The sequence below is a fragment of the uncultured Parasphingorhabdus sp. genome, from assembly GCF_963677535.2.
Taxonomy (GTDB): domain Bacteria; phylum Pseudomonadota; class Alphaproteobacteria; order Sphingomonadales; family Sphingomonadaceae; genus Parasphingorhabdus.
Genome location: NZ_CAXXUT010000001.1, coordinates 1,354,882 through 1,376,441, shown reverse-complemented (window position 1 = coordinate 1,376,441; position 21,560 = coordinate 1,354,882). Strand labels below are relative to the sequence as shown.

At 57.0% G+C, this 21,560-nt stretch carries 25 protein-coding genes and 1 pseudogene; 15 read left to right on the top strand and 11 right to left on the bottom strand.

All coding sequences use genetic code 11. The features are described from left to right. Positions 1 to 65: 65 nt before the first annotated feature. Entirely contained in the window at positions 66 to 1,496 is a 1,431-nt protein-coding gene (locus tag ACHZCJ_RS06630) for an amidohydrolase (RefSeq protein WP_321324907.1), read from the bottom strand. 198 nt (positions 1,497 to 1,694) lie between these two features. Between ACHZCJ_RS06630 and ACHZCJ_RS06625 the strand changes: the two genes are divergently transcribed. Further along, on the top strand, positions 1,695 to 1,961 hold the full coding sequence (locus ACHZCJ_RS06625; RefSeq protein WP_159640570.1) for a hypothetical protein: 267 nt from the start codon (positions 1,695 to 1,697) through the stop codon (positions 1,959 to 1,961). 60 nt (positions 1,962 to 2,021) lie between these two features. On the opposite strand, the gene ACHZCJ_RS06620 is transcribed toward ACHZCJ_RS06625, so the two are convergent. The 4 genes from ACHZCJ_RS06620 to ACHZCJ_RS06605 all read right to left on the bottom strand — a co-directional run bounded on the left by ACHZCJ_RS06620 (position 2,022) and on the right by ACHZCJ_RS06605 (position 4,993). Next, on the bottom strand, positions 2,022 to 2,612 hold the full coding sequence (locus tag ACHZCJ_RS06620) for a molybdenum cofactor guanylyltransferase (protein WP_321324905.1): 591 nt from the start codon (positions 2,610 to 2,612) through the stop codon (positions 2,022 to 2,024). 40 nt (positions 2,613 to 2,652) lie between these two features. Continuing rightward, complete coding sequence (locus ACHZCJ_RS06615) at positions 2,653 to 3,333, bottom strand: CHAP domain-containing protein (protein WP_321324903.1); 681 nt, start codon at positions 3,331 to 3,333, stop codon at positions 2,653 to 2,655. Between the two features lie 86 nt (positions 3,334 to 3,419). Next, complete coding sequence (gene recF, locus ACHZCJ_RS06610; RefSeq protein WP_159640578.1) at positions 3,420 to 4,493, bottom strand: DNA replication/repair protein RecF; 1,074 nt, start codon at positions 4,491 to 4,493, stop codon at positions 3,420 to 3,422. A 275-nt stretch (positions 4,494 to 4,768) separates the two neighbouring features. After that, entirely contained in the window at positions 4,769 to 4,993 is a 225-nt protein-coding gene (locus ACHZCJ_RS06605; protein WP_321324901.1) for a hypothetical protein, read from the bottom strand. Positions 4,994 to 5,104: 111 nt separating this feature from the next. On the opposite strand from ACHZCJ_RS06605, the gene ACHZCJ_RS06600 reads away from it, so the two are divergent. From ACHZCJ_RS06600 to ACHZCJ_RS06580, 5 genes are all read left to right on the top strand, one after another. Beyond that, positions 5,105 to 5,284: a PspC domain-containing protein gene (locus ACHZCJ_RS06600; protein WP_089132939.1), complete on the top strand. Its 180-nt coding sequence runs from the start codon at positions 5,105 to 5,107 to the stop codon at positions 5,282 to 5,284. Between the two features lie 126 nt (positions 5,285 to 5,410). Then, positions 5,411 to 6,376: a cation diffusion facilitator family transporter gene (locus ACHZCJ_RS06595; protein ID WP_321324897.1), complete on the top strand. Its 966-nt coding sequence runs from the start codon at positions 5,411 to 5,413 to the stop codon at positions 6,374 to 6,376. A gap of 186 nt (positions 6,377 to 6,562) precedes the next feature. Then, on the top strand, positions 6,563 to 7,195 hold the full coding sequence (locus ACHZCJ_RS06590; RefSeq protein ID WP_321324896.1) for a lysophospholipid acyltransferase family protein: 633 nt from the start codon (positions 6,563 to 6,565) through the stop codon (positions 7,193 to 7,195). Further along, positions 7,192 to 8,001 (top strand): DUF1295 domain-containing protein, encoded by an 810-nt coding sequence (locus tag ACHZCJ_RS06585; protein ID WP_321324894.1) that lies wholly within the window; start codon positions 7,192 to 7,194, stop codon positions 7,999 to 8,001. Before ACHZCJ_RS06590 ends, ACHZCJ_RS06585 begins: the two co-directional genes overlap by 4 nt. Then, positions 7,998 to 8,423, top strand: a complete 426-nt coding sequence (locus ACHZCJ_RS06580; RefSeq protein WP_321324892.1) for a VOC family protein — start codon at positions 7,998 to 8,000, stop codon at positions 8,421 to 8,423. The genes ACHZCJ_RS06585 and ACHZCJ_RS06580 overlap by 4 nt, the downstream gene beginning before the upstream one ends. Positions 8,424 to 8,426: 3 nt before the next feature. On the opposite strand, the gene ACHZCJ_RS06575 is transcribed toward ACHZCJ_RS06580, so the two are convergent. The 3 genes from ACHZCJ_RS06575 to ACHZCJ_RS06565 form a co-directional block, all read right to left on the bottom strand. After that, positions 8,427 to 9,086, bottom strand: coding sequence for a DsbA family oxidoreductase (locus tag ACHZCJ_RS06575; RefSeq protein WP_321324890.1), 660 nt, complete (start codon positions 9,084 to 9,086; stop codon positions 8,427 to 8,429). A 20-nt stretch (positions 9,087 to 9,106) separates the two neighbouring features. Next, positions 9,107 to 9,445 (bottom strand): ATP-dependent Clp protease adapter ClpS, encoded by a 339-nt coding sequence (gene clpS, locus ACHZCJ_RS06570; RefSeq protein WP_159640596.1) that lies wholly within the window; start codon positions 9,443 to 9,445, stop codon positions 9,107 to 9,109. Between the two features lie 220 nt (positions 9,446 to 9,665). Beyond that, complete coding sequence (locus ACHZCJ_RS06565; RefSeq protein ID WP_321324887.1) at positions 9,666 to 10,529, bottom strand: phasin family protein; 864 nt, start codon at positions 10,527 to 10,529, stop codon at positions 9,666 to 9,668. A gap of 247 nt (positions 10,530 to 10,776) precedes the next feature. On the opposite strand from ACHZCJ_RS06565, the pseudogene ACHZCJ_RS06560 reads away from it, so the two are divergent. The 4 genes and pseudogenes from ACHZCJ_RS06560 to ACHZCJ_RS06545 all read left to right on the top strand — a co-directional run. After that, positions 10,777 to 11,382, top strand: a pseudogene (locus ACHZCJ_RS06560) (hypothetical protein); the annotation flags it as partial. A gap of 12 nt (positions 11,383 to 11,394) precedes the next feature. Next, positions 11,395 to 11,835, top strand: coding sequence for a hypothetical protein (locus tag ACHZCJ_RS06555; protein ID WP_321325019.1), 441 nt, complete (start codon positions 11,395 to 11,397; stop codon positions 11,833 to 11,835). Then, positions 11,832 to 12,362: an isoprenylcysteine carboxyl methyltransferase family protein gene (locus tag ACHZCJ_RS06550; RefSeq protein WP_159640605.1), complete on the top strand. Its 531-nt coding sequence runs from the start codon at positions 11,832 to 11,834 to the stop codon at positions 12,360 to 12,362. Before ACHZCJ_RS06555 ends, ACHZCJ_RS06550 begins: the two co-directional genes overlap by 4 nt. A gap of 346 nt (positions 12,363 to 12,708) precedes the next feature. Continuing rightward, the gene (locus tag ACHZCJ_RS06545) at positions 12,709 to 13,089 is read left to right on the top strand and encodes a DUF1304 domain-containing protein (RefSeq protein WP_159640608.1); all 381 of its coding nucleotides are present in this window, start codon (positions 12,709 to 12,711) and stop codon (positions 13,087 to 13,089) included. A 127-nt stretch (positions 13,090 to 13,216) separates the two neighbouring features. Here the strand turns inward: ACHZCJ_RS06545 and ACHZCJ_RS06540 are convergent, their stop codons facing one another. From ACHZCJ_RS06540 to ACHZCJ_RS06530, 3 genes are all read right to left on the bottom strand, one after another. Beyond that, positions 13,217 to 13,951, bottom strand: coding sequence for a tryptophan-rich sensory protein (locus ACHZCJ_RS06540; RefSeq protein WP_321324883.1), 735 nt, complete (start codon positions 13,949 to 13,951; stop codon positions 13,217 to 13,219). A 166-nt stretch (positions 13,952 to 14,117) separates the two neighbouring features. Further along, positions 14,118 to 15,296, bottom strand: a complete 1,179-nt coding sequence (locus tag ACHZCJ_RS06535) for a diguanylate cyclase domain-containing protein (protein WP_321324881.1) — start codon at positions 15,294 to 15,296, stop codon at positions 14,118 to 14,120. Positions 15,297 to 15,522: 226 nt separating this feature from the next. Further along, the gene (locus tag ACHZCJ_RS06530; RefSeq protein WP_321325017.1) at positions 15,523 to 17,844 is read right to left on the bottom strand and encodes a TonB-dependent receptor domain-containing protein; all 2,322 of its coding nucleotides are present in this window, start codon (positions 17,842 to 17,844) and stop codon (positions 15,523 to 15,525) included. A gap of 288 nt (positions 17,845 to 18,132) precedes the next feature. Here ACHZCJ_RS06530 and ACHZCJ_RS06525 point away from each other — a divergent pair, with 288 nt between their 5' ends. From ACHZCJ_RS06525 to ACHZCJ_RS06505, 5 genes are all read left to right on the top strand, one after another. Further along, positions 18,133 to 18,525 carry a host attachment family protein gene (locus tag ACHZCJ_RS06525; protein WP_321324879.1) on the top strand — a complete coding sequence of 131 codons (393 nt, stop codon included), beginning with the start codon at positions 18,133 to 18,135 and terminating at the stop codon, positions 18,523 to 18,525. Between the two features lie 509 nt (positions 18,526 to 19,034). Further along, positions 19,035 to 19,169 (top strand): hypothetical protein, encoded by a 135-nt coding sequence (locus tag ACHZCJ_RS06520; RefSeq protein ID WP_394700062.1) that lies wholly within the window; start codon positions 19,035 to 19,037, stop codon positions 19,167 to 19,169. Positions 19,170 to 19,456: 287 nt separating this feature from the next. Then, positions 19,457 to 19,945, top strand: coding sequence for a hypothetical protein (locus tag ACHZCJ_RS06515; RefSeq protein WP_321324877.1), 489 nt, complete (start codon positions 19,457 to 19,459; stop codon positions 19,943 to 19,945). Then, entirely contained in the window at positions 19,932 to 20,906 is a 975-nt protein-coding gene (locus ACHZCJ_RS06510; protein WP_321324876.1) for a hypothetical protein, read from the top strand. Before ACHZCJ_RS06515 ends, ACHZCJ_RS06510 begins: the two co-directional genes overlap by 14 nt. Beyond that, positions 20,903 to 21,271: a DCC1-like thiol-disulfide oxidoreductase family protein gene (locus ACHZCJ_RS06505; protein WP_321324873.1), complete on the top strand. Its 369-nt coding sequence runs from the start codon at positions 20,903 to 20,905 to the stop codon at positions 21,269 to 21,271. Before ACHZCJ_RS06510 ends, ACHZCJ_RS06505 begins: the two co-directional genes overlap by 4 nt. Positions 21,272 to 21,560: the final 289 nt, after the last annotated feature.

Sequence of the window (21,560 nt, the reverse complement as noted above, 5' to 3'; positions counted from 1 at the left end):
TGGACTGCGCGCGCAAGACCCCTGTCCTACAGGCGGCCCGGTCATCTATCCTCCCGACCGGTTTCCTATTTCCGGTAATCCAGTGGCGGATCGCGGTCCCCGAGCAGAGATTTATACTGGTAATTCGGCCCCCGTGCCTTGTCGAACTCGGCTTTGGCTTCCTCCCGCAATTCGGGATTGGTGTAGAGCTCGATCGCTGCCAGCGTCAGCGTCTTTGCTGCAACCTGAGTGCCTTTGAAGCCAATCGACATACCGCTCGCCGCAGAAGACTGCCAGCTGTGCGCCGAAGTGCCGGGGACCCATGTCGCGGTGCGCAAGCCGACGGTGGGCGTGGCGTAAGAAACATCGCCAACGTCAGTCGAGCCATAGCCGAGCGATATATTATAGGGCTGAACCTCTTGCTGGCTGCCCAGCGGCAGGCCCGGCTTGTCAAAGCTGGCATAGATGCGCTCGGCGAACTTCTGTTCTTTCGCGCTATAGGTGATGCCGCCGACTTGCCGCAATTTTGCGTCCATCATTTTCGCCAGCGGTTCGTTGACCAGCAGCGGATTATTGCCGTGGATCACTTCCCAGTCGACCGTGGTGCCGGTGCCCATCGCCGCGCCGCGCGCTGCATCTTCCAGCCGGGCCCAGATCGCGTCGACCTCGGTCGGATCGGGGTGGCGGACATAATAGAAGACTTCGGCGAAGTCGGGCACAACATTGGGCGCGGTACCGCCTTCGGTGATCACATAATGGATCCGAGACTGCTGCGGGACATGTTCGCGCATCATGTTGATCATCATGTTGAAAGCCTCGACACCATCCAGCGCAGAGCGGGCCTTGTCCGGCGCGCCGGCGGCATGGGCGGAGACGCCGCGGAAACGGAATTTGGCCGAGCGGTTGGCCAGCGTCGTGCGGGCGGCTGCGGAATTCTCGTCGGCGGCGTGCCAGTGCAGCGCGATGTCGACATCGTTGAACAGACCCGCACGGACCATATAGACCTTGCCGCTACCACCTTCTTCGGCTGGCGTACCATAAAGCCGGACGCGTCCCGGCGTGCCGCTCCGTTTGAGCCATTTGCTCACCGCAATCGCCGCTTCGAGCGATCCGGCAGCAAACAGATTATGTCCGCAGGCATGGGCGGCCGTCTTGCCTTCAATCGGGCTGCGGGTGGCGAGGGCGTCCTGGTTGATCCCGGGCAGCGCATCATATTCCGCCAATATAGCGATCACCGGACCGTCGCTGCCATATTCGGCGATGAAGGCGGTCGGGATATCGGCAACTCCGGCGGTAATCTCAAATCCATGGGCTCGCAGCTGGTCCTGCAGCAGCGCGCTGGATTTCTGTTCCTGATAGCCGACTTCCGCCCATTCCCAAAGCTGCCGGGCGGTCTGCGCCGATTCTGCAGACCGGGCATCGATCAGCGCGGATATATCCGCCATCAAGTCCTCTTGCTGGGCCTGCGTGGCTGCAGGAAGAGTCGCCAAGGCGAGCGTTACGGCATATCGGATCATGAAAACCTCATAGGACTAGCAAATTGGGTAGAGGATCGCACAGGCGGCACGATGGAGCAACAGGCTTCCGGTTGCGCTTTTTGCAGGTGTTCGAGGGTCAATTGCAAAAATGCAATTCGCAAGTGCAGCATTTCATATTGCAACTTAAAATCACCCGTTCATAGTTACGGAACAATTGAAAACCAATGGAGTAAAACCATGCGTAAACTTACCTCCCTGATCCTCGCAGCCACGGCGCTGTCCATCACCGTTCCGGCTGCTTCGGCTGCCGAAGCAGAGCGCAACGACCGCCTGTTTGATGCAACCGGCGCCAGCGTTGCCAAAGTCAACCGGGTATTGGACTCCGGCGATCTTCTGGTCATTTACAAAGGCAAGGTACGGCGGATCGAAGCCTCGACCCTGTCCAACACCGACGGCAAGCTGGTCACCAGCCTGACCAAGACGGAAATCCGTCGTCTCGACTAGGCGCATCGCTGCCAAACAAATTCGCAGTGATCGTCACTGCCCGAGAGCCGGCGCTTCCCCTCAAGCGCCGGCTTTTTTGATGGCCGCAGCGGCGGTCAGGTCCTCCGGCCGGTTGATATTGATGAATGGCTGGCTGTCTGGCCAAGTCACGAATGTCGCTTGGCATTGACGGGCTAGCCATTGCAGGGAAGGGGCTCGCGCGCCCGTTGTCCAGTCCGCTCGTACAGCAGTGACGGTGTCACAGCGCCAATAGGCGAATGTAGGGTGAATGCGCTGCGGATCCTGTGCGACGGCACAGCGGCCGCTCGCCGAAAGTTGCGCGATCAAATCCTCCGGCGCGTGCGGCGCGTCGACAGGTACGGTAACAAATCCCTCGACCGCCGGTTTCAGCGCCTGAAGGGCAGCAGCGAGCGAGAAGATGCCCCCCACCGGACCGGCCGGCGCTTCCGGATCATCACAAACCACCGGCAGTCCGGTCCCGTAATCTTCTCGTGCCGAAAGCCAAATGCAGTCGACAATACCGCTATACCGGCGGACCAGTCTGTCAATCAGCCGTTGCCCTTCAAAGGGTATGACCGCCTTGTCGCTACCCATCCGGGTGGACCGGCCACCGGCGAGGATGACAAGGCAGGAGGAGGGAACTGTGGTCACGTCAGAATGTCCGGTTGAAGCTTGGTGCTTCAATCTGCACTCAGCTACCGACTCTGTCCAGCAATTCCCCGATCAGGTCTCTTGGCCTGGTTTCAGCCGGCCGCTCTTCATCAGCGGTGCGGGCTAGATCCGCTTTGAGGCTGCGGTCGAACAGCGGTCGGCTCGTTTGACCGCTGCTACGTGGGGGGTTGGAAGATGCCCATTGCCGCTCGACCTGTTGTCCGGGTTTGACGGGGTAGATGAAGCCGTTAACCGGAAAAGCCGTGGTGCCCAGTTTGCCGATAGGAGCATACCAGATGCGGACTTTGCTCCAGTCGTTGCTCCGCGAAACATCCTTGGCCTTGACCCGGCGTTCGATCTGGCCGCGCCGCCCGTTGATCGGCGACCAGTTGGCATGGCTGATCAGAATCGTGCGGTCATCGACAATCTCCCGCACCACTGCGACATGGCCGAGCCGCATTGATCCATGGCTCGGTAAAGACAGGACTGCTCCAATAGCGGGTAAAGCCCCGCGTTGATAATTGCCTTCCGCCTGATCCCACCAGCTGTGAGCATCGCCGTAGATTCTGATGCCGCTGAGTTCGCGGGCAAAGGGAACGCATTGCAGATAATCGTTGGCGCGGGCCGGAGCAGGCATTATGATTGCCTGCAGAACCAGCAGCAACGGAATGATCGCGTTGCGAATTGTGATCAATATGTCTTTAACGGCCGTTCCGGTCATCTGGACAGGCATAACGGTCAGGCAAAAAGACAGCGCTAAAGATCATGGTTAATGACCCGTAAACCATTTTCGGGCTGCGCCCATTGCTACCGGCGGGTGACGGTTCCGTCCGAGACTTCGAAATGCAGCGCATCATCCGGAACATCTCCGAACAGTTCAGGTTCCGTACCCGTAAGCCACACTTGACCGCCCCGTTCTGCAAGCTTGTCGAACAGGGCTGCCCTGCGCTGCGGATCGAGATGGGCAGCGACTTCATCGAGCAGCAATATTGGTCGCTTGTCGCGCCGCTCAGCGACCAGATCAGCATGGGCGAGAATGATCGAGAAGAGCAACGCTTTCTGTTCCCCGGTCGAGCATTTTTCGGCTGGCTGCTGTTTCGCGGCATGTAACACTTTGAGGTCAGCCCTGTGGGGACCTCTTGTCGTTCGTCCCGCTGCCCGGTCGACACCGCGGTTTTGTTGCAACATCTGGAGAAGTTGCTGTTCGCTGCGCATGTCCCCATCCGCCAGCTCCATTGCCGGCGTGGCAAATATTGTGCTTTCCGATTGCTGTAACCGTTGGTTCAGCGCAGATACCATACGCTCTCTGGCTTCTGCGACAAATCCGCCGAATTGCGCCAACTGGGTATCCAGACCGTCGATCCAGCTTTGATCCGCCGGATGGCTGTCTGCGAGAAGTCTGTTGCGTTCACGTCGCGCGGCTTCGTAGCGGGCGCAATTTCGAGCATGGGCCGGCTCCAACGCTGTGACCAGCCGGTCAAGGAAATTCCGGCGTCCGGATGCGCCCTCTGTAAAAAGCCGGTCCATCGCGGGCGTCAGCCACAAAATCGACAACCATTCAGCCAGGTCATTGGTCGGGACGGACGCTTCGTTAATCCGGGTTTTGCGTCGTTCGGGCGCTTCGATACTCGTGCCGCTTCCCAGATGCACATCATCATGCTGTGCGGCGACAGCGAAATCGCCAGGGCCGTTCTGGTGCGCGATGTCCCGGAGCGGTGCCCGTCTGAGACCGCGACCGGGTGCAAGCAGTGAGACCGCTTCCAGAATATTGGTTTTTCCCGCACCGTTGGCACCACTGAACACCATGAAGCCGGGCGCGGCTTCGAGACGTAATTCCCGATAGTTGCGGAAATTGTGCAGAGTGAGTTGTGACAGGGTCATGACTGAACTGGTCACTAGCTTTCGTACCCGATGAATTGAAGCAAATTCGGATGACAGATCTGTTCAGACCGCTTCCCATTGGCGCCTTGCGAACAGTTGGTGAAAAAAACCAATCATCGGTGGTGTGTAATTTCATATGCGGCAACGAACTCGATTAAAATACTGAAAAGGCTACATATACTTAAACTGGCACGCGTCCTGCAAAGTCTCGGACATCTTCGCAATGACGCGAAAAAAATTCAAATTGAAAGGAAACCAATATGTTCTCCAATGTCTCAAGTAACCTGTCTGCTGCCGTAGCTGCGATTTTCTCTGCAGCCTTGTTGGTTAGCGCGAGCGTTGGACCAGCCTTCAGCAACGCTGCTTCGGTCGTCGCTTAACCCATTAAAATCCAGGAAAGCCAATCTCATGATACTCAATCTCCAGAATTCATTTTCCGCCGCTTTTGCCGCAGCTGTGTCAGCAGCTCTGTTTGTCGGCGCCAGCATCTTGCCAGCCATCAACAATACATCATCGGTGGTGATCTGATGGCCGGAAAGAACAAAAGCTCAGACCCCGTTTCCGGTAGCTGGCCGGAGCCCGTCCCATCTCGCAAAGAAAGCAATCGACCCATGAAGAACAAACTTAAACTCGACAAAGCCAATGGCAAGCTGATGGGCGTCTGCTCGGGCCTCGCTAACTGGAGCGGAATGGATGCCAACTTGTTGCGGATAATATTCGTACTTGCGACGATCTTCGGATTCGGTTCCGCGATTATCATCTATCTCGCGATTGGCCTGATCGTGGACTGATGCAGATATGTGCAGTGCACCAAATGATATAACATGCGGAAAATACTGTCCAATATACATAGACCGCTCTGACTATTCCGTGTAATCGAATATAAGAATATTCGCATTGCAATAGTCGGAGCGCAGATGTCCGCCGGTCACCATCATCACCACGGCCATTTTACCCATAGTCATCACGATCGCCAAGGCCCGCATGGGCACATGCCGGCAAATTTCAGCCGTGCCTTCGCGCTCGGTATCTCGCTCAATGTCATTTATATCATTGTTGAGGTCATATTCGGGCTTATGGCCGGGTCTATGGCACTGCTGGCGGATGCCGGTCATAATCTGTCAGATGTGCTAGGACTGGCTGTCGCATGGGCGGGAGCGGAACTGACCAAGCGTCCGCCGAACAAACGCTTTACCTATGGTTTCGGTGGATCCTCGATTCTCGCCGCCTTGCTCAATGGCCTGTTCTTGCTGGTGGCATGCGGTGCTATTGCATGGGAAGCGATTGAGCGGTTCAGCGCACCCAGTCCAATCGCTTCAACTACTGTCATTATCGTCGCCTCGCTCGGCGTTCTCATTAATTTCGTCACCGCGATGCTTTTTGCCAGCGGGCAGAAGGATGACATTAATATTCGGGGCGCCTTCCTGCATATGATGGCCGATGCCGGCGTGTCTGCGGGCGTGGTAATTGGCGGTGTCGCGATTTATTTCAGCGGTTTGAACTGGATCGATCCGTTGATCAGCTTGTTGATCGTCGCATTGATTTTCTGGAGTACCTGGGGGCTGCTGTCGGAGGCTGTGCGTATGTCACTGGCGGGTGTACCGCGCGATATCGACGTCGAGGATGTAATGGCATTTTTGGAAAGCCTGCCGGGTGTAGAGACGGTTCATGATCTCCATATTTGGCCAATGAGTACAAGCGAGACAGCCATGACCGCCCATCTCGTGCTGCCGGGCGGACATCCCGGCAGAGGTTTTCTGGCCGATGTCCAGCAGCAACTGAGAAAACGCTTCTCCATTCATCATATTACCATCCAGATCGAGCTTGAAGATGAGGAAGCCGATATGTGCAGGACCGATTGTAGCGGAGAAAAACTGCGGTGATTTGCTCGTTGTGACGGCAATAGCCCGTCAGCACGACATGTCCTCGCTGCGCCGGGATCTCAGTTCTGAATGAAACTGGCGCGGACGGCTTGACTGTACCAACGGACATCTTTCGTTGCGCAGCGGGAAAATACACTTATGGTCCGTTGTCAAACGCGGCGTTCAATCCCGCGAGTGGGAGGATGCGTGCACGACGAAATCAGACCGAACTGGCTGTCGGAAATTGTTCGTCGATTTTCTGTGTTCGTGTTTACCATCAACGGATGGACGGCCGTGCAGGAAAATCCGCCGCCCAGAAAGGCCGTCATTATCGCCGCGCCGCATACCAGCAACTGGGATTTTCTCTATTTCTTCGGACTGGTTAACAAGCTCAAAATCCAGTCTTACTGGATCGGCAAAAATACTCTGTTCAAATGGCCTTGGGGGGGCATGATGCGGCGTTTGGGCGGCATCCCGGTAGACAGATCAAAATCCCAGAATATGGTCGATGCGATGGTCAGGGAATTTGACCGGCGCGATGATTTTCTGCTGACGATTCCGCCAGAAGGTACGCGCGGAAGCGTGAAGGAATGGCGGACAGGATTTTATTATATCGCACTGAAGGCAAAGGTGCCGCTGATTATCGGCCTGATGGACTATTCAAAGCGGACGGGCGGGCTGGGGCCCTCTTTCATGCCATCGGGTGACTATACCGCCGATATGCAAAAGCTCAGCGAATTTTATCATAGCGTTACGCCAAAATATCCCGAAAAAGCCATGCGGGATATCGTATCGATCGAACCCAGGGGTGAGCGCCATAAAAAAGGAGAAGGCAGATGAGCTTGCTTCCGGCATTGGGACTGAACTTTGGATTGCTGGTGATCATCATGGTCGCGTTGTGGCTGATATCGGTACGGATCCGTGACGTCTCCTTCATCGATGCCTTCTGGGCCTATGGCATGGCGATCATGGCCAGCGCCTCCTTCCTGCAAACCGATAATCCGGGAACCTTGGCCTATACAATATGGGCGCTGACAGCAGCTTGGGGCATCAGGCTGGGAACCCATCTGTTTCTGCGCTGGCGCAAGGAAGGTGTGGATCCCCGGTACAAGAAGATCATGGGCCGCGCGATGGAGAAGCAGGGGATGAGCTTCGCGAAAGCGGCTTTGCTCAAAGCCTGGGCGTTGCAAATTCCGCTATTGTTCCTCGTCTGCCTGCCCGCACAGCTCGGGATATTGCTCGCCGGTGCCAATGGTCTTTCCCTTGTGTCGATCGTCGGAGCCATAATAGCTCTTGTCGGTATTGGTTTTGAAACCATTGGGGATATGCAACTCAAGGCCTTCAAGGCGAATCCCGCGAACAAAGGGAAGGTGCTGGATAGCGGGTTGTGGAAATTTACCCGTCATCCCAACTATTTCGGCGATTTTTGTGCGTGGTGGGGCATCTGGCTGGCGGCAGCGCCGCTTGGCTGGCCGGTATGGCTGGCTGTCATCGGCCCTCTGTTTTTGAGCTTCACCCTGATGAAATGGAGTGGTGCGCCGCTGCTGGAAAAAAGTCTGAAACAGAACCGGCCGGATTATGCGGACTATATCAAGCGCACTTCCGGATTTTTCCCGATGCCGCCAAAGAAACACGCTAGCAATTGATCAAGGGTGTCCACCATATCGCTATCGGTGTTCCCGATATCGAGAAGGGCCTTGCCTTCTATCGTGACGTGATCGGCTTCGATCTGGACTGGCGCAGTGATATACCGTCGGACAATGTCAAGGCGGGTGCGGTTGTCGGGCTCCCCGGCTTCGAGGCCAGAATGGCGATGCTGAAAGGTGCCAATATCAGGCTGGAGCTATGGCAATATAGTAGACCCGAACCGCGGGACATGTGCAGTGATCCGTCCGACCTTGGCTATCCGCATATGGCGTTGGCTGTCGAGGATATCGAAGCCGAACATAGCCGTCTTTCTGCGGCGGGGATGACCTTTGTCGGACCGCCAGTCGATATCGGATCGCAAAAGGCGATCTATGGCCGGGACCCGTTTGGCAATATTATCGAACTGCTCGAGGAGGCATGATCTTCAGGCGGCTTTTTTAAGTAGCTTGTTCTCGATAATATTGGCGAAGACATCTACCTCCTGCGCGCCAGGAACCATGAATTTCTTGTTGAAAATAAAAGCCGGCACGCCGGTAATGAACCGGTCCTGCCATTCTGCTTCAACGGCCCGCACCTCGGCGGCGAACATATCCGTGGCCAGCAGGTCACAGGCACGTTTTTGGTCCAGGCCCACGGATGTCGCGATCTCGACCAGCGTTTCACGATCGCTGACATTCCGGCCATCGGTAAAATGTGCCTTGAACAAGGCCAGCTTTAGCGCAGTTTGCTTGCCTGTCTCTCCGGCCCAGTGCAGCAATCTATGGGCATCGAATGTATTCACCATGCGCATCTTCTCGCCATGGTTGAACTCGAAGTCGAGCGCACTGCCAGCGCTGCGCAGCCGGTCCCGGTTGGCCTTGCTCTGCTCAGGAGTGGCGCCATATTTCTGCGCCATATGTTCACCGATATCCTGACCTTCCGGTGGCATCGACGGGTTCAGTTCGAAGGCATGCCAAGACAGTTCAAAGCGCGCCTGGCCTTCAAACTGTTCCATGGCCTTCTCAAGCTTCTTGTAGCCGATGATGCACCAAGGGCATACGACATCGGAGACGATATCCACGGTGATCACTGGCGTCTCGGTCATGGCGTTTTCCTTGTTATAGCTCAGGCTTTCTCAAGCGTACATTGTAACGGATGTTCGTTCTTGCGTGCGAAATCCATCACCTGGGTAACCTTGGTTTCAGCGACTTCGTAGCTGAATGTACCACAGACACCGACGCCTTTCTGGTGAACGTGCAGCATGACGCGCGTCGCTTCATCAATATCCATATTGAAAAATCGTTTCAGCACCAGGACGACGAATTCCATCGGCGTATAGTCGTCGTTGAGAATGAGCACCTTATACGGACTGGGTTTCTTTGTCTTGGCTCTGGTCTTGGTGGCAATGCCAAGATTAGTGTCGTCGCCATCATCGCCGGAGCCATTGTCCGGATCATCAGCCATTAATGGACGGCTGCCGGCGGAAGGTCGCCGAGGGAAGGTGGGAAAGGGAGAAAGAATCTGCTCTTTTATCATCAGTCTCAAGATATGGTATTTTTACCCTGAAGGGCAAGTGGCGGATTGATAGTTTCGCATGCTTTTGCGTCGATAGGTGGTAATATAGCCCAAATAGAAAGGGCCGCTCCAGCGGAACGGCCCTTTTATGATCGACTGAAAATTCGCCTTAAGCAGCGGCTTTCAGCTCCTTGCGGATTTCGGTGACGCGATCTGCAATCGGCTGATAGGCTTTGCCAGCCAGCTTGACCACAGCGTCAGCATTGTTCGAAGTCTGGTCCATCACCCGGTCCAGACCGCTCCGGACATAGTCAGCCTGCTTAGCAAACATGTCCTTGGGGGTTGCAACGCTGAACAGGCCTTGCAGGGCGCGGCTGGCTTCAACGAAATTCTCGCGGGTGTATTTGACGTTGGTCTGGCCGATTTCCTGTGCGCCCTTGGCAGCAATCTTGCCGCTTTCGAGCAGGGTTTCGATGTTCTCGCGGTTGAACTCGACAGCGTTTTTCGACAGGGCGACGGCGCGATCAGCCGCTTCCTTGGCGCGAGCCTGCGCATCGGCGGTCAGCTTTTCAAAGCGCGAACCCAATTTGTCAGCGGTTTTCTTGGCGGTGTTGGCAGCCTTGGTGTTGGCGGCCTTGGTGTTCTTCACAACGCGCTTGGTTGCGGTGGTTTTGGTGGTAGCCATTTTCTTGGTTCCTTTGGTCGTTTTGTTCGATGTGGTCTTGGCAGCCGGCTTCGCAGCAACTTTACGCTTTGCTACGGGCTTCTTCGCTGCCGGTTTGGACGCTGCGGTTTTCTTGACAGCAGACTTTGCCGCTGTTGCCGGTTTAGCAGCGGGAGCCACCGGCTTCTTGGTTTCGGTTGCTGCTGGCGCCTTGTCGGCGACAGCTTTCTCGGCAGGTACGGTTGCCGATGCCGTTTTATCAGAAACGCTGACTGCAGATGCGGCTGCAGAATAGGCCGCCTCCGCGGAAAGCGAGCCAGTCACTTTTTCTGCCGGAGCAGAGGATGTATCGTTCTTCGTATCAGCCATCGGTTGTCTTACCTCTATGTTGCAGCGCACAAATAAGGTATCTGACGGCTGATGTCAAGAAAAATGGTGCAGTGCACAATAACGCGGTAGAAGCACGGCAACTAACGGAAATCAAAGTATTTATCAGCCGATCTTTTTCTTCCCTTCCGGAAAGTTCTTGGCAAAAACTGCCGGGTAATGATGCGATGCGCCAGTTTTTCCTGTGTCGATGCCGTATCTGCTGTAACAGAAGCAGAATGATGACAGAAATCTCCCTATGGCAGCCCTGATATCCATCGCCACTGCGCTACCCGAGCACCAAATAACGCAGGCGGAAGTGCTGGCCATATTGGCCAAGGCGAGGGGAGCGGCGCTTCCGGCCCGGCTGGAACAGATACTCGGCAATAGCGGGATCGAGCAACGCTATCTTGCCTGCGAGGCAGCCTATTATCTGGAACCGCGCAGCTGGACCGGCCGGGCGGCGATTTATGACCGGGTCGGGACCGGCCTTGCGCGGAAGGCTGCTGCGGAGGCGCTCGAGAAGGCCGCACTGGATGCTTCCGACATCGACGCGATTGTGTTGATTTCGACCACCGGGACAATGACACCTTCCTTGCCCAGCCGGATGATCGAGATGATGGGCTTCAATCCCTCGACCCAGACAATACCGGTGTTCGGCAATGGCTGCGCTGGCGGTGTCCTCGGCTTGCGGCTGGCGAATGATCTGGCATCCACAGCGGGCGGGCAGAATATCCTGCTGGTTTCGCTCGAATTGTGCAGCCTGTCTTACGACTATAGCCAGTTTGACAAGAAGAACATGATCGCCACCGCCTTGTTCGCCGATGGCTGCGCGGCGGCAATAATCAGCGGCAAGCCAGACCGGGCAATGGCTCCCTCCTTCCGCGCTTTTGATCAGAAGACCTGGCCGGACACGCGCGACATGATGGGTTGGGAGATCGGCACGACCGGTTTTGATCTGGTGCTGGCGCGCGATATTCCCACATTTGTCGCCAGGGATTTTGCGCCTTTTTGCGACTCCTTTCTGGCGGCTCAGGATCTGCGCATGCCCGATCTCTCCGAACCCGCCTGTCATCCGGGCGGGGGCAGGGTGGTGGAAGCATTGGAAGCATATTTTGCGCCCAGTATAGCGGGCATTCCGGCAACCCGCGACGTGCTGCGTCAACATGGCAATATGTCCTCGCCAACGGTGTTGTTCGTGCTCGAAAAGTTGCTGGCGGAAAAGCCCGACAAACCGATATTGCTGACCGCGCTCGGCCCCGGCTTTACCGCAGCGCTTGCTATCCTTGATCCGCAGGGTGCAGCATGAACGATCCACTCGGCGCGATTTTCACGGCCAGTCCGACGCTGGTGACCTGGGTGCTGGTCTATATTGTGATCCAGCGACTGGGCGAGCTGGTCCATGCTAACCGCAACACCAGACGATTGCTCGGCGAAGGGGGTCAGGAACATGGTGCGGATCATTATCACTATTTCATCTTCCTCCACAGCGCCTGGATCGCGGTCATCGCCTTGCTGGTCGATCCGTTGCGCATGATCCACCCGGTGATGCTGACATTATTCGTCGGTACGCAATTTTTGCGCATCTGGACGCTGGCGAGCATCGGCCGCTGGTGGACGACCAGAATCATCTCTGCGCCGCATTTTGACCGGGTCAAACGCGGGCCGTATAAATATTTCAGCCACCCCAATTATCTCGTCGTGGTCCTGGAGATCGCGATCGTACCGCTGATGCTCGGCCTGCCGTGGGTGGCTCTGGTCTTCTCTGTCCTCAACGCGATCCTGCTGCGCCACCGCATCCGCATCGAAAATGCGGTGCTCGGCGAGCGCGGCTAGCCCAAAGTTCGTGAAAATTCGGGCCAAGAGCGGGTTTTGTCAGGACTTTAGACTATGTCTGAACTGGCCCCGCCAAGGAAAAAAGCAATCCCGTCGCACGGATCGAACTTTACAAACTTTACAGTGTTAAGGCCTTAGAAAATCCGGGGCCTGCGGCTGGTGTCGCTGCATATCCAGCGGCCGAAAACAAGGCCGCGCAAAATGCCAAAAAGCTGAGCGCCATTTATCAAAATCCGGCGATGTAGGAAAGCAATTTGCGATTGTAACCAGATGATGCCCACGGGCAAGCCGTGTTGAGCCTGCAGATTTACCGCCTATAAGAACCGGAAAAGCCGGGAGTCGTTGCATGTCTATATTTGCCAGGATCATGATCGCGCTGGTTGCCATACTCCATCTCTATATCGCCTGGTTCGGGATATTTGCCTGGCAGGCGCAGGGGCCGGCAACCTTTCCCGATCTCCCCGCCAGCCTGTTCGAACCGACAACCGCGATGGCCGCCAATCAGGGCGTCTACAATCTCTGTGTGGCGGCCGGCCTGATCTGGTCGCTGTTCATCCGCAATGCCGAATGGCAGCGGAAGGTTGCCAGCGGCTTCTTGCTGTTCGTCGCCACGGCGGGTATTTTCGGTGCCTGGCGCGTGTCACCGGATATCGCATTGGTGCAGGCCGGGCCTGCTGTCATCGGGCTGTTGTTGCTGTGCTTACCGTTGAGCCAGACGCGGCAATGAGCGCTTTCCGTCGTTCCGAACGCGTTTACCCCCGGTGGCCATGGCTCAGGACCACCGGCAGCGGTGCCCAACCTCAAGGGGGCTTGAACCGAGTTCAGGATGACGAGTGGTTGCTGGTAGAGCCGCGCTAGCCCAGAGATTGTCTGGTCAGGGCCGTCAGACCCGGGATCGCGACCGCGGCCAACACGGCCGCAACCGCTAATGGCATCGTGGAACCCATATTGGTCACCACGATGCCGAAAAACCCCCAGGACACGGCGAGGGCGTAAGGCCAGGATTTCAGGCGGACGGCATTATAGCCGGTGAAGAGGACTGCCAGCAGAAGAGCAATCACCGCAGCCATGAATTCACCGACAAACCCATATCCCGCTAGCAGGAGTCCGATGGACAGGAAGGATGCTACGGAGAGCCAGCCCGCATAGAGCGCAAGCGGCCATTTGGCGATCCAGGCGGGCGAGGCCTGTTCCGACCGATAGGTTGCTATCAAGGCGGCGATCAGCATGATCCATATCAGGATTGTTGCCCAGATCGGCGAGACCAGCGCGACCGGAAGCCAGATCGTACCGACCGCCAGCGACAGCGCCAGAGCGATCCGTCCCTTGTCCCATTCCGCATCCTGGCTAAACTTGAATGTGCCGACTGCGGCGTGGGCAACCAGCCACAGATAGATTGGGCCCCAGATGCTGAACGCCCAGCCGACCGGCTGAACCGGCGGATTGTTCTGTGGCACCGGGTAGCGGTCCGGATCGATTCCGCCAAATTCGGGCGACAGAAACGGCGCCATGGCAAAGGCCAGCGCAACGACAAGGACGATAATGGCTTTCATGGTTTCCTGTTCCTGACTTTTTTTCCAGCGGAGCATATGATGATCGCCCGCCTCACACAGTACGTGTTTTCAGACAGGTGGGACTGTCCGATTGCGCATGATCATGTCAGGGAAAAACATGGCAGGCCGATATTGGTTGCAAATCTCGCGATATCGCACGGAAGATGACAAACGGTCTTTGCCGTCAACCGGATCGCGCGTGTCAGGCAATATTGCGCGATACCGGTTTTCCTGACCGGTTCGCATTTTTGCCGCTGCGTTTCATCTTGTAGAGCGCGCTGTCGGCGGCCTTGAGCAATTGCTCGGTGCCGTTTCCGTCGAGCGCCTGGACGGCGATGCCGACACATGCCGAAGGAGTCAGGGCATGGCTGTCGATTTCGGCTGGCGCGGCGAGACCGGCAAGAAAGGCAGTCGCTCTCGCCAGTGCCTGCTCGTGATCGGAAACATCGGGCATCAGAATCAGAAATTCATCACCGCCAAGGCGACCGACAATTTCTTCTTCCGTGCAGCTATGTTTTAGCCGGTTGGCAACCTCGACCAGCAGATGATCACCGATATCATGACCCAGATTGTCGTTGACCAGTTTGAAGCGGTTCAGATCGATCAGGGCGACGGCAAAGCCGCGCCCGTTTCTGGCAAAAGATTGTTCGGCCAGTGCCAGATAGTTCATCATCGCCCGGCGGTTGGCAAGTCCGGTAAGGGGATCGCTATGCGCCTGCTTCCAGATGGTGTGGCGCATGATCAGACCGGAAATGATCTGGTTATAGCTGTCGATGATGAACCGGATCATCAGCAGCGCTATGGTGATCATGCTCCATCCCATGATCATGTCGTCGAATTCGCCCACGAGGATCATTGCCAGTGCCGAGGGAATGATGCCGACAAACACGATCGTTACGGCTGCTTTTTTGATGCAGGCCAGACAATGGGCGATGCAGGTCGACCCGAATACCAGCGACATCGGAATGAACATCTGGTTGGCAAACATGCCGGTGGTTATGATGAATACGGACCAGATGCTGAGAAACGATACGATGCCGACCGAGAGCAGGGACAGGTTCCTGAGTATCTTCTTCGTGTGGGTCAGGGAGTCCGGATCTCTCGGATAGCGGATCCACATGACCATCCGCCCGATGCAACCAACCGCCAACAGCCCCATCCAGCTATAATAGATCGGCTCGACCCCTTCGTGGGCCGACAGGACCATCACCGCGATCAGATTGAATATCGCGACCAGATAGATCATCGGCACATGGGTCATCGCCCGGTGCAATTGCATCGCCTCGACCGAAGGACGGATTTTTGCCGGAATTTTGGGCGACCGCCACGGGGCTTGCCAGGATGCCTGCCAGTTTTTTTCTGATAGCGGCGCTAGATCCATGTCGTCGGGCCATCCTGCAGTCGCGGGTGAAAATATGACGGCCCGCCTAGATGGCTGATGTAAAAATATGGTTAACAAATCTTTGCGCCCGGCGGGCAAGCCGGCGGTTATCAGCCGGTTCGCGGACGGCCGATGCGCTGCCCCGCGAAGACAGTTGATGCTTGGCCCGTGCCCGGTGAAAACCGAGGTTTAGCCGGGAACAGGATCCTGTTTCATCTGACGGAATCTAGAATTTGGCGCTGGCCTGGATACCGTAGAAACGCGGTTCGGCCGGGATGAAGGTCGGGATGCCGAAAGCGCCCCCGGTGTTGCCGGCGTCGAGCAGATAATCCTTATTGGTCAGGTTGCGAACAAAACCGGCAATTTCGAACCGTTCGTCCGCAAAGGACATGCCGGCGCGCAGATTGACCAGTGTTACCGCTGCCTGACTGGTCAGGATATTGTTCGGGGCTTCGAAATAAACCCGGCTGCGGAAGGTGACGCTGGGCGTTGCAAAAATTCTGGTGCTGTCATTGACCGGGTAATCGATGGTGAAACCGCCGGCTGCCTGCACCTCCGGCTGGAGGCGAAAGCGCGAGCCGGCCAGATTTCCGTTGCCCGGCTTGTCGTCAATGCCGCCGTCAATATAGCCGATATTGGCGAACAGGTTCAGCCAGTCCGCCGCGCGTATGGCGACTTCGGCCTCGACCCCGAAATTGGTGGCGCTGCCGGCGCTGAGCGTTGTCGTCGTGCCCGGATTGGCCGGATCGTTGATCGTGACCTGGAAATTGTCATAGGTCTGGTAATAGACGCCCAGCGACCCGGATAGCGGGCCAGCGGCGCCTTTCAGGCCGACTTCGTAATTCCACACAATCTCCGGCGCGATATCGGTGAAATCGCCGACCGGTCCGGTCGCGGTGCTGGTTGCACCGGCGTTCACAGTGGCCGAGCGACGGCCCTTCGATACCGTGGCAAAGCCGTTGATCGCGTCAGAAAAGCGGTAGAGAATGTTGAAGCGCGGCAAGACGGCCGAGAAGCTGTCCTCGGTGCGGAATGTCTGTCCCGCAGTGTCGGTAATCGGAAAGGGCGTGTTGCCCGGATTGAGAACGGAGCTCGGCGCGGTCGCCCGATAGCCCGAACGGCGTTTCTCGATCAGGAAACGGACACCGGCGGTCAGCTCGAGACTGGGGGACGGTATCCAGGTGCCGTCGGCAAAGACCGAATAGCTGTCATTCTTGCCGAGATTCTCGAAGTCAGCCTGGTAGGGAATCGTCCCGACCGCGCCGCCGGTCAGCGCCGCGATCGCTTCACCGGCCGGTATGCCTGCGCTATTCACGCAATCGACACCGGCGAGGACGATTCCGGCGACACACTGGAAATAGGTGACTTCGTCGGTCGAGAAGGGCACCCGCTGGTTGCTGTCCTCGCGAAACAGGTTCCAGCCAAAACTGCCGCGGAACGTGCTGCCATCATTATAGGTGAAGCGGGTTTCGTGACTGCCCTGTTCGCCATTGGCTTCCTCCCCGAATTCGAGATAGAAGGCGGCGGAACCGTCGGCGTCGAACACTTCGTTGGAATTGAATTTGCGGAAACCGTTGACCATGGTGATGTTCCAGTCGTCGGCAAAGTCCCAGCTCATCGTCAGATTGGCATCATAGACATCGCGGGTCAGGCCAAGGTCCGCATCGCCGAGCACGGCGGCGGAGAAGGGTGAACCGCGCAGGTCGGCGAAACCAAAAGGATCGGCCGGTCCGGCGCTGGTCGGCAGGGTGCCGGAAATAAACGGCGTGCCCGAGTTGCGCTGCCGGTCATAGGTCAGGATCAGGTCTGCTGTGAAATTGCTGCTCGGTGTGAAGCGGAAGGACGCGCGGGCGCCCAGCTGGTCCTGCGCGTAGAGATCCTCCTGGTTCGGGGCTAGGTTGGTGACATAGCCATCGCGCTTCTTGTAAGCCCCGGCCAGCCGCAGGGCGACTGTGTCATTGCCGGTGTTGAGATGGCCGCTCAGCGTATAGGCGTCATAATTGCCATAGCTCGCGCTTATCTCGCCGGAAAAGCCCGGTTCGGGACGCGCCGAAATAATGCTGATCGCGCCCACCGCGGAAGCGGTGCCGAACAGCGTTGCCTGCGGCCCCTTGATCACCTCGATCCGGTCGACGTCATAGATATCCTGATAGGAACCGCGCGAGCGGGAGATGTCGACGCCATTATAGTAGAGCGTGACGCGGGCGGCCTGCTGCGCCGAGCCGCTGTCCGAGGTGATGCCGCGGATCACGACGCCGGGATTGTTGGCGCTCTGCTCCTGGATATTGAGGCCGGGGACATAGTTGGACAGTTCGTCCAGATCGGACACGCCGAGCTCTTTCATCCGTTCGCCGCTGTTGGCAGAGATGGTGATCGGCACATCGGTGGATTTCTGCTCGATCTTCTGGGCGGTGACGATGATGACGTCGCCGTCGCTGTCATCGGCGATATCATCGGTGCTGGTCTGCGCCACGGCCGGGCTGGCAGCGGCGATAAACAGCGCGGCTGAAAGAGCGCTCAGGGACGGGCGGACGAGGGCAACAGACATATTTTTCACGGAGTTTTTCAGCCTTTTTCGGTGCGACACAGGAACGGATGCTGCAGTGCAGCAAGGCTGTGACAGGCTGACGGAGACTGGATGGCAATTTGGAGAATATTGCGCGACACCATTGTGACAAGGGCGCGATGGCGCGGAGCAAAATCCGTGATCCTGCACCCAGTTCAGGATCACTAGGGGGAGGGGATTACCGCTCCGCCATCCGCCCCCGCAAGCAACCTTTCCCGCTGTGCCGCGTTGATTGTCCGAACCTGAAAAAACCTAAAAAAGGACATGCATATGGGCAAGCTGAATTTTCCGGAAGAAACATTTGTCGTCGTCGCCACGGGCCGGGAGGCCAAGACCTTCTATGTGCGCAGCGGATCGCTGGAGCATGACGGCGACTGGACGCCCGGAGATCTCGCCGATCAGGGGCCCTCCGGCAAATCGCCGCCCGAGCAGTCCGACCGGGAAAGCATGGAGGCCACCTTTTCCAAGATCATCGCCGAGCAGCTCTATAACCTGGCCCACCAGGGCGCCTATAAGCGGCTGATCCTGGTCGCCGATCCCGACACGCTGGGCGAAATCCGCCCGCTGCTGCATCAGGAAGTGAGCGACAAGATCGTGCTGGAACAGGCCAAGACGCTGACCAACAGCCCGGTCGCGGATATCGAGAAATCGCTCGCCCAATAAGGCGCGCAATAGTTCACCGGAGGGAGCCCTCGTCATCCTGAACCTGGTTCAGGACCTCCCTCCGCACGCGCCCTATCCAAAGGGATCCTGAGCCGAAGGCCACCGCAAGGTAAACTAGTTCAGGATGACGAACCTGTGATGACGGACCTGTAAGGGCGCTCTCCGCCAACCCACCATCCCGCCCGCGACCCTCCCCCGGTACCACGGCAACGGTCTCCCAAAATCCAAACCTGTCAGAATGCCCAATTGGAAGAATTGGAAGCATGTTTCCCGTGGAGGGGCAGACGCATCCGCGAGGGGAGGCGGTGATGGTCTTTGGCGTGGGGGTTGCCGGCCGGAAGGTGGGGCAAAATTGTGCCAAATTTCGGCGGAAAATACCCGAGGCGTGACGGATTTACGTCCGAAAATGGCAAATATATGCCGGCAAATGGCAATTTTCGACGTGCCGGTCAGGGCGCATTTGATTCCGTCGTCCGCGCCGCCGCCAAATATCTCGATAGTCGCCAGCGATCGCACGCCATCTGAAAGTAGCCTTTGATGAAAATGACGCGGCGCTGATCCGCACCGCGCCGAATGATGTCGCGCGCGCCATGGGCATGACGGCGGTGGCAGCGGAGAGCAAGATCACGCGGCAGGCGCTCTAAGCCATTTGGTTTTGGGCGCTGGGCCCGAATGGCAATAACACGCTGGAGACCTTGGTGGGGGTGCTGCGCGCGATGGGGGATGCGGTTGCCGGTTAGTGGGTGATCAATATATTTAGCAAACTGTCACCGTATTTACCGTAATTCCGGCGGCTCAGGACATCGTCACTCCTGCCACCATCTTTCGGCTGCGAAGAGGAGAAGGGCGGCCGGGCTGCAAGAAAATATTAACTATCTTTATCTAGGCCGGTGATCGTTGATTTCTCTGGTTCTGGATGGATAGCTACAAAATGTCTCTGAAGCGATATTATCTGCGACAGACGCTTGGGCCAATACTGATATTCGCCTATATTTTCATCGCGATCCTCGGCAAGCCCGACTCCAAGGCAGAGCTTTTCCCCTTTTTCAACTGGAGCCTGTTCTCGACATCTTCCAACCCGCGCGCCGATATCGTAGTGATCGTTCGCTCGATCAACGGCAAGACCCTGCCCGAAGCACAATATTTTTATGCGCTAACGGATGTGTTCGCTTCCGCGCGTAGCCGAGACAGCCGCTTTGCCAAGTCGCTCGACCGTCTGGCAAAGGCGCATGTCGATAAGTCCCCGGCGGAACAGGATTTGCGCAAATCCATCGAAGCAAAATTCATGCGCGAAGCAAAGCATATGCAATATGATCTCGCGCAAATCACATTTGATCCGATCGACCGGCTGGCGACTGGCAAACTGATCTCGACCCTGCCAATCGCGACATATGAAAAGGGTAGCTATGACAATCGCTAGAAGGTTGCGCCTGGCGTTACGACGCGGGCCGCAAAATGAACGGCCTTTTGCCGCGCTGCAGGAGAATTTTCTCCACTGCCAGACCTGCGTGAAGCTTTTCTATCTGGTTTCAATCGTCATCGCCTTCACTATGATGCCGATGCTGCGCAGCGAGGTGGAAGGCGCACAGGATCTCGATCTGCTCTGGCCGGTATTCTGGATCGCACCCTATAATCTTCGCTTCGTAGTCGACCTCCTGACTTTTGGCTGTTTCGCCAGCGCATTACTGGCCTGCTGGAAGCCCAGTCTGCTAGTCGCCAGAATGGCCTTCGCGCTATTCCTGCTGCTGGCCGGCGCCCTGCACGGATCGTTCGGCGGGATAAACCATGTCTACCATATCTGGATTTGGGTATCGGTTGTCTTTGTCTTCCTGCCCCGGGCGGCGGACCGGGTTGGCCGACTGGCCTATTGCCTTACCTTCGCCCTCGCGCAGGGCCTAGTTCTGTTCTTCTACAGTCTCGCCGGCTTCTGGAAAATCGGCAGCGGTGTCGTGATGCTGCTGGATGGTCGCGAAGGCAATTTCTCTCCGCGCGGCCTAGCCCTGACACTTGCCGACCGTATGGTCCAGACCGGCACCGAGCCGTTGCTGGCGCGATTGGTGATTGACGATTATTATATTTCCTGGGGACTGTTTCTCGGGCTGATCTATGCGCAATTTGTTGCCGTGGTCATTGTCTTCCGGCCGCGCCTCCATGTGATCTGGGGGCTGATCCTGGTAGGGTTCCATACCGGTACATGGCTGCTGATGGAAATTTCCAATGTGCAGCATCTGATGGTGCTGATCATACTGATGGTGATGTCGCCCTTTGCCAAAGATTGGCGGAGCTGGGAAACGCTGGGCGACCTGCCGCTGTTCGGCGGCCTGTTCCGGATCAGAAAAGCGGAACCGCATGCCCCATCCCTTGTGGGACAGACGGCATGAGCTGGCTGGTCTATGACGGGGACTGCCCCTTTTGCGCCAATTATGTCGAACTGCTGCGGTTGCGGGAGCAATTTCCCGACATCGATCTTGTCGACGCCCGGATGAATAGGGATCATGACGCGGTGCAGAAAATATTGCAGGCGGGCTATGTAGTCGATGAAGGGATGGCGCTGATCGATGGCGACAATATCTTCTATGGCGCCGCCGCCATCCATTCCCTTGCGCGTCCGTCTAGTTCGGTCTTTGGCAGAATAAACTGGTGGATTTTCAAATCGCAAGAACGCGCCGGTTTTCTCTATCCGATATTGTCCATGGGCAGATCGGCGGTCTTGAAATTATTAGGCCGCAAGAAAATGGGCTATTGAGCAGATTAGCCGCATCATCGGAGTGAACTTCGCTTCGCGACCCTGCAGTGTTTTCGGGCGCCGAGATATTGTGCATCGCCGCCGGAGGCCCTGAACCTAGTTCAGGATCGCGAGAGGGAGTGTAACATTTTCGGTCAGTGTGTCGATCAAATCTGATAACCAGCGACACGAAAGATCGATTGGCAGGGGCTATTATCCATTTGGCATCGGTCTCCGAGACCCGATGTCGGCATGACGCTGGGGACATTGTCGGAGTGGTACGCGGTACGAGTTTCTGTTCAGGATCGTA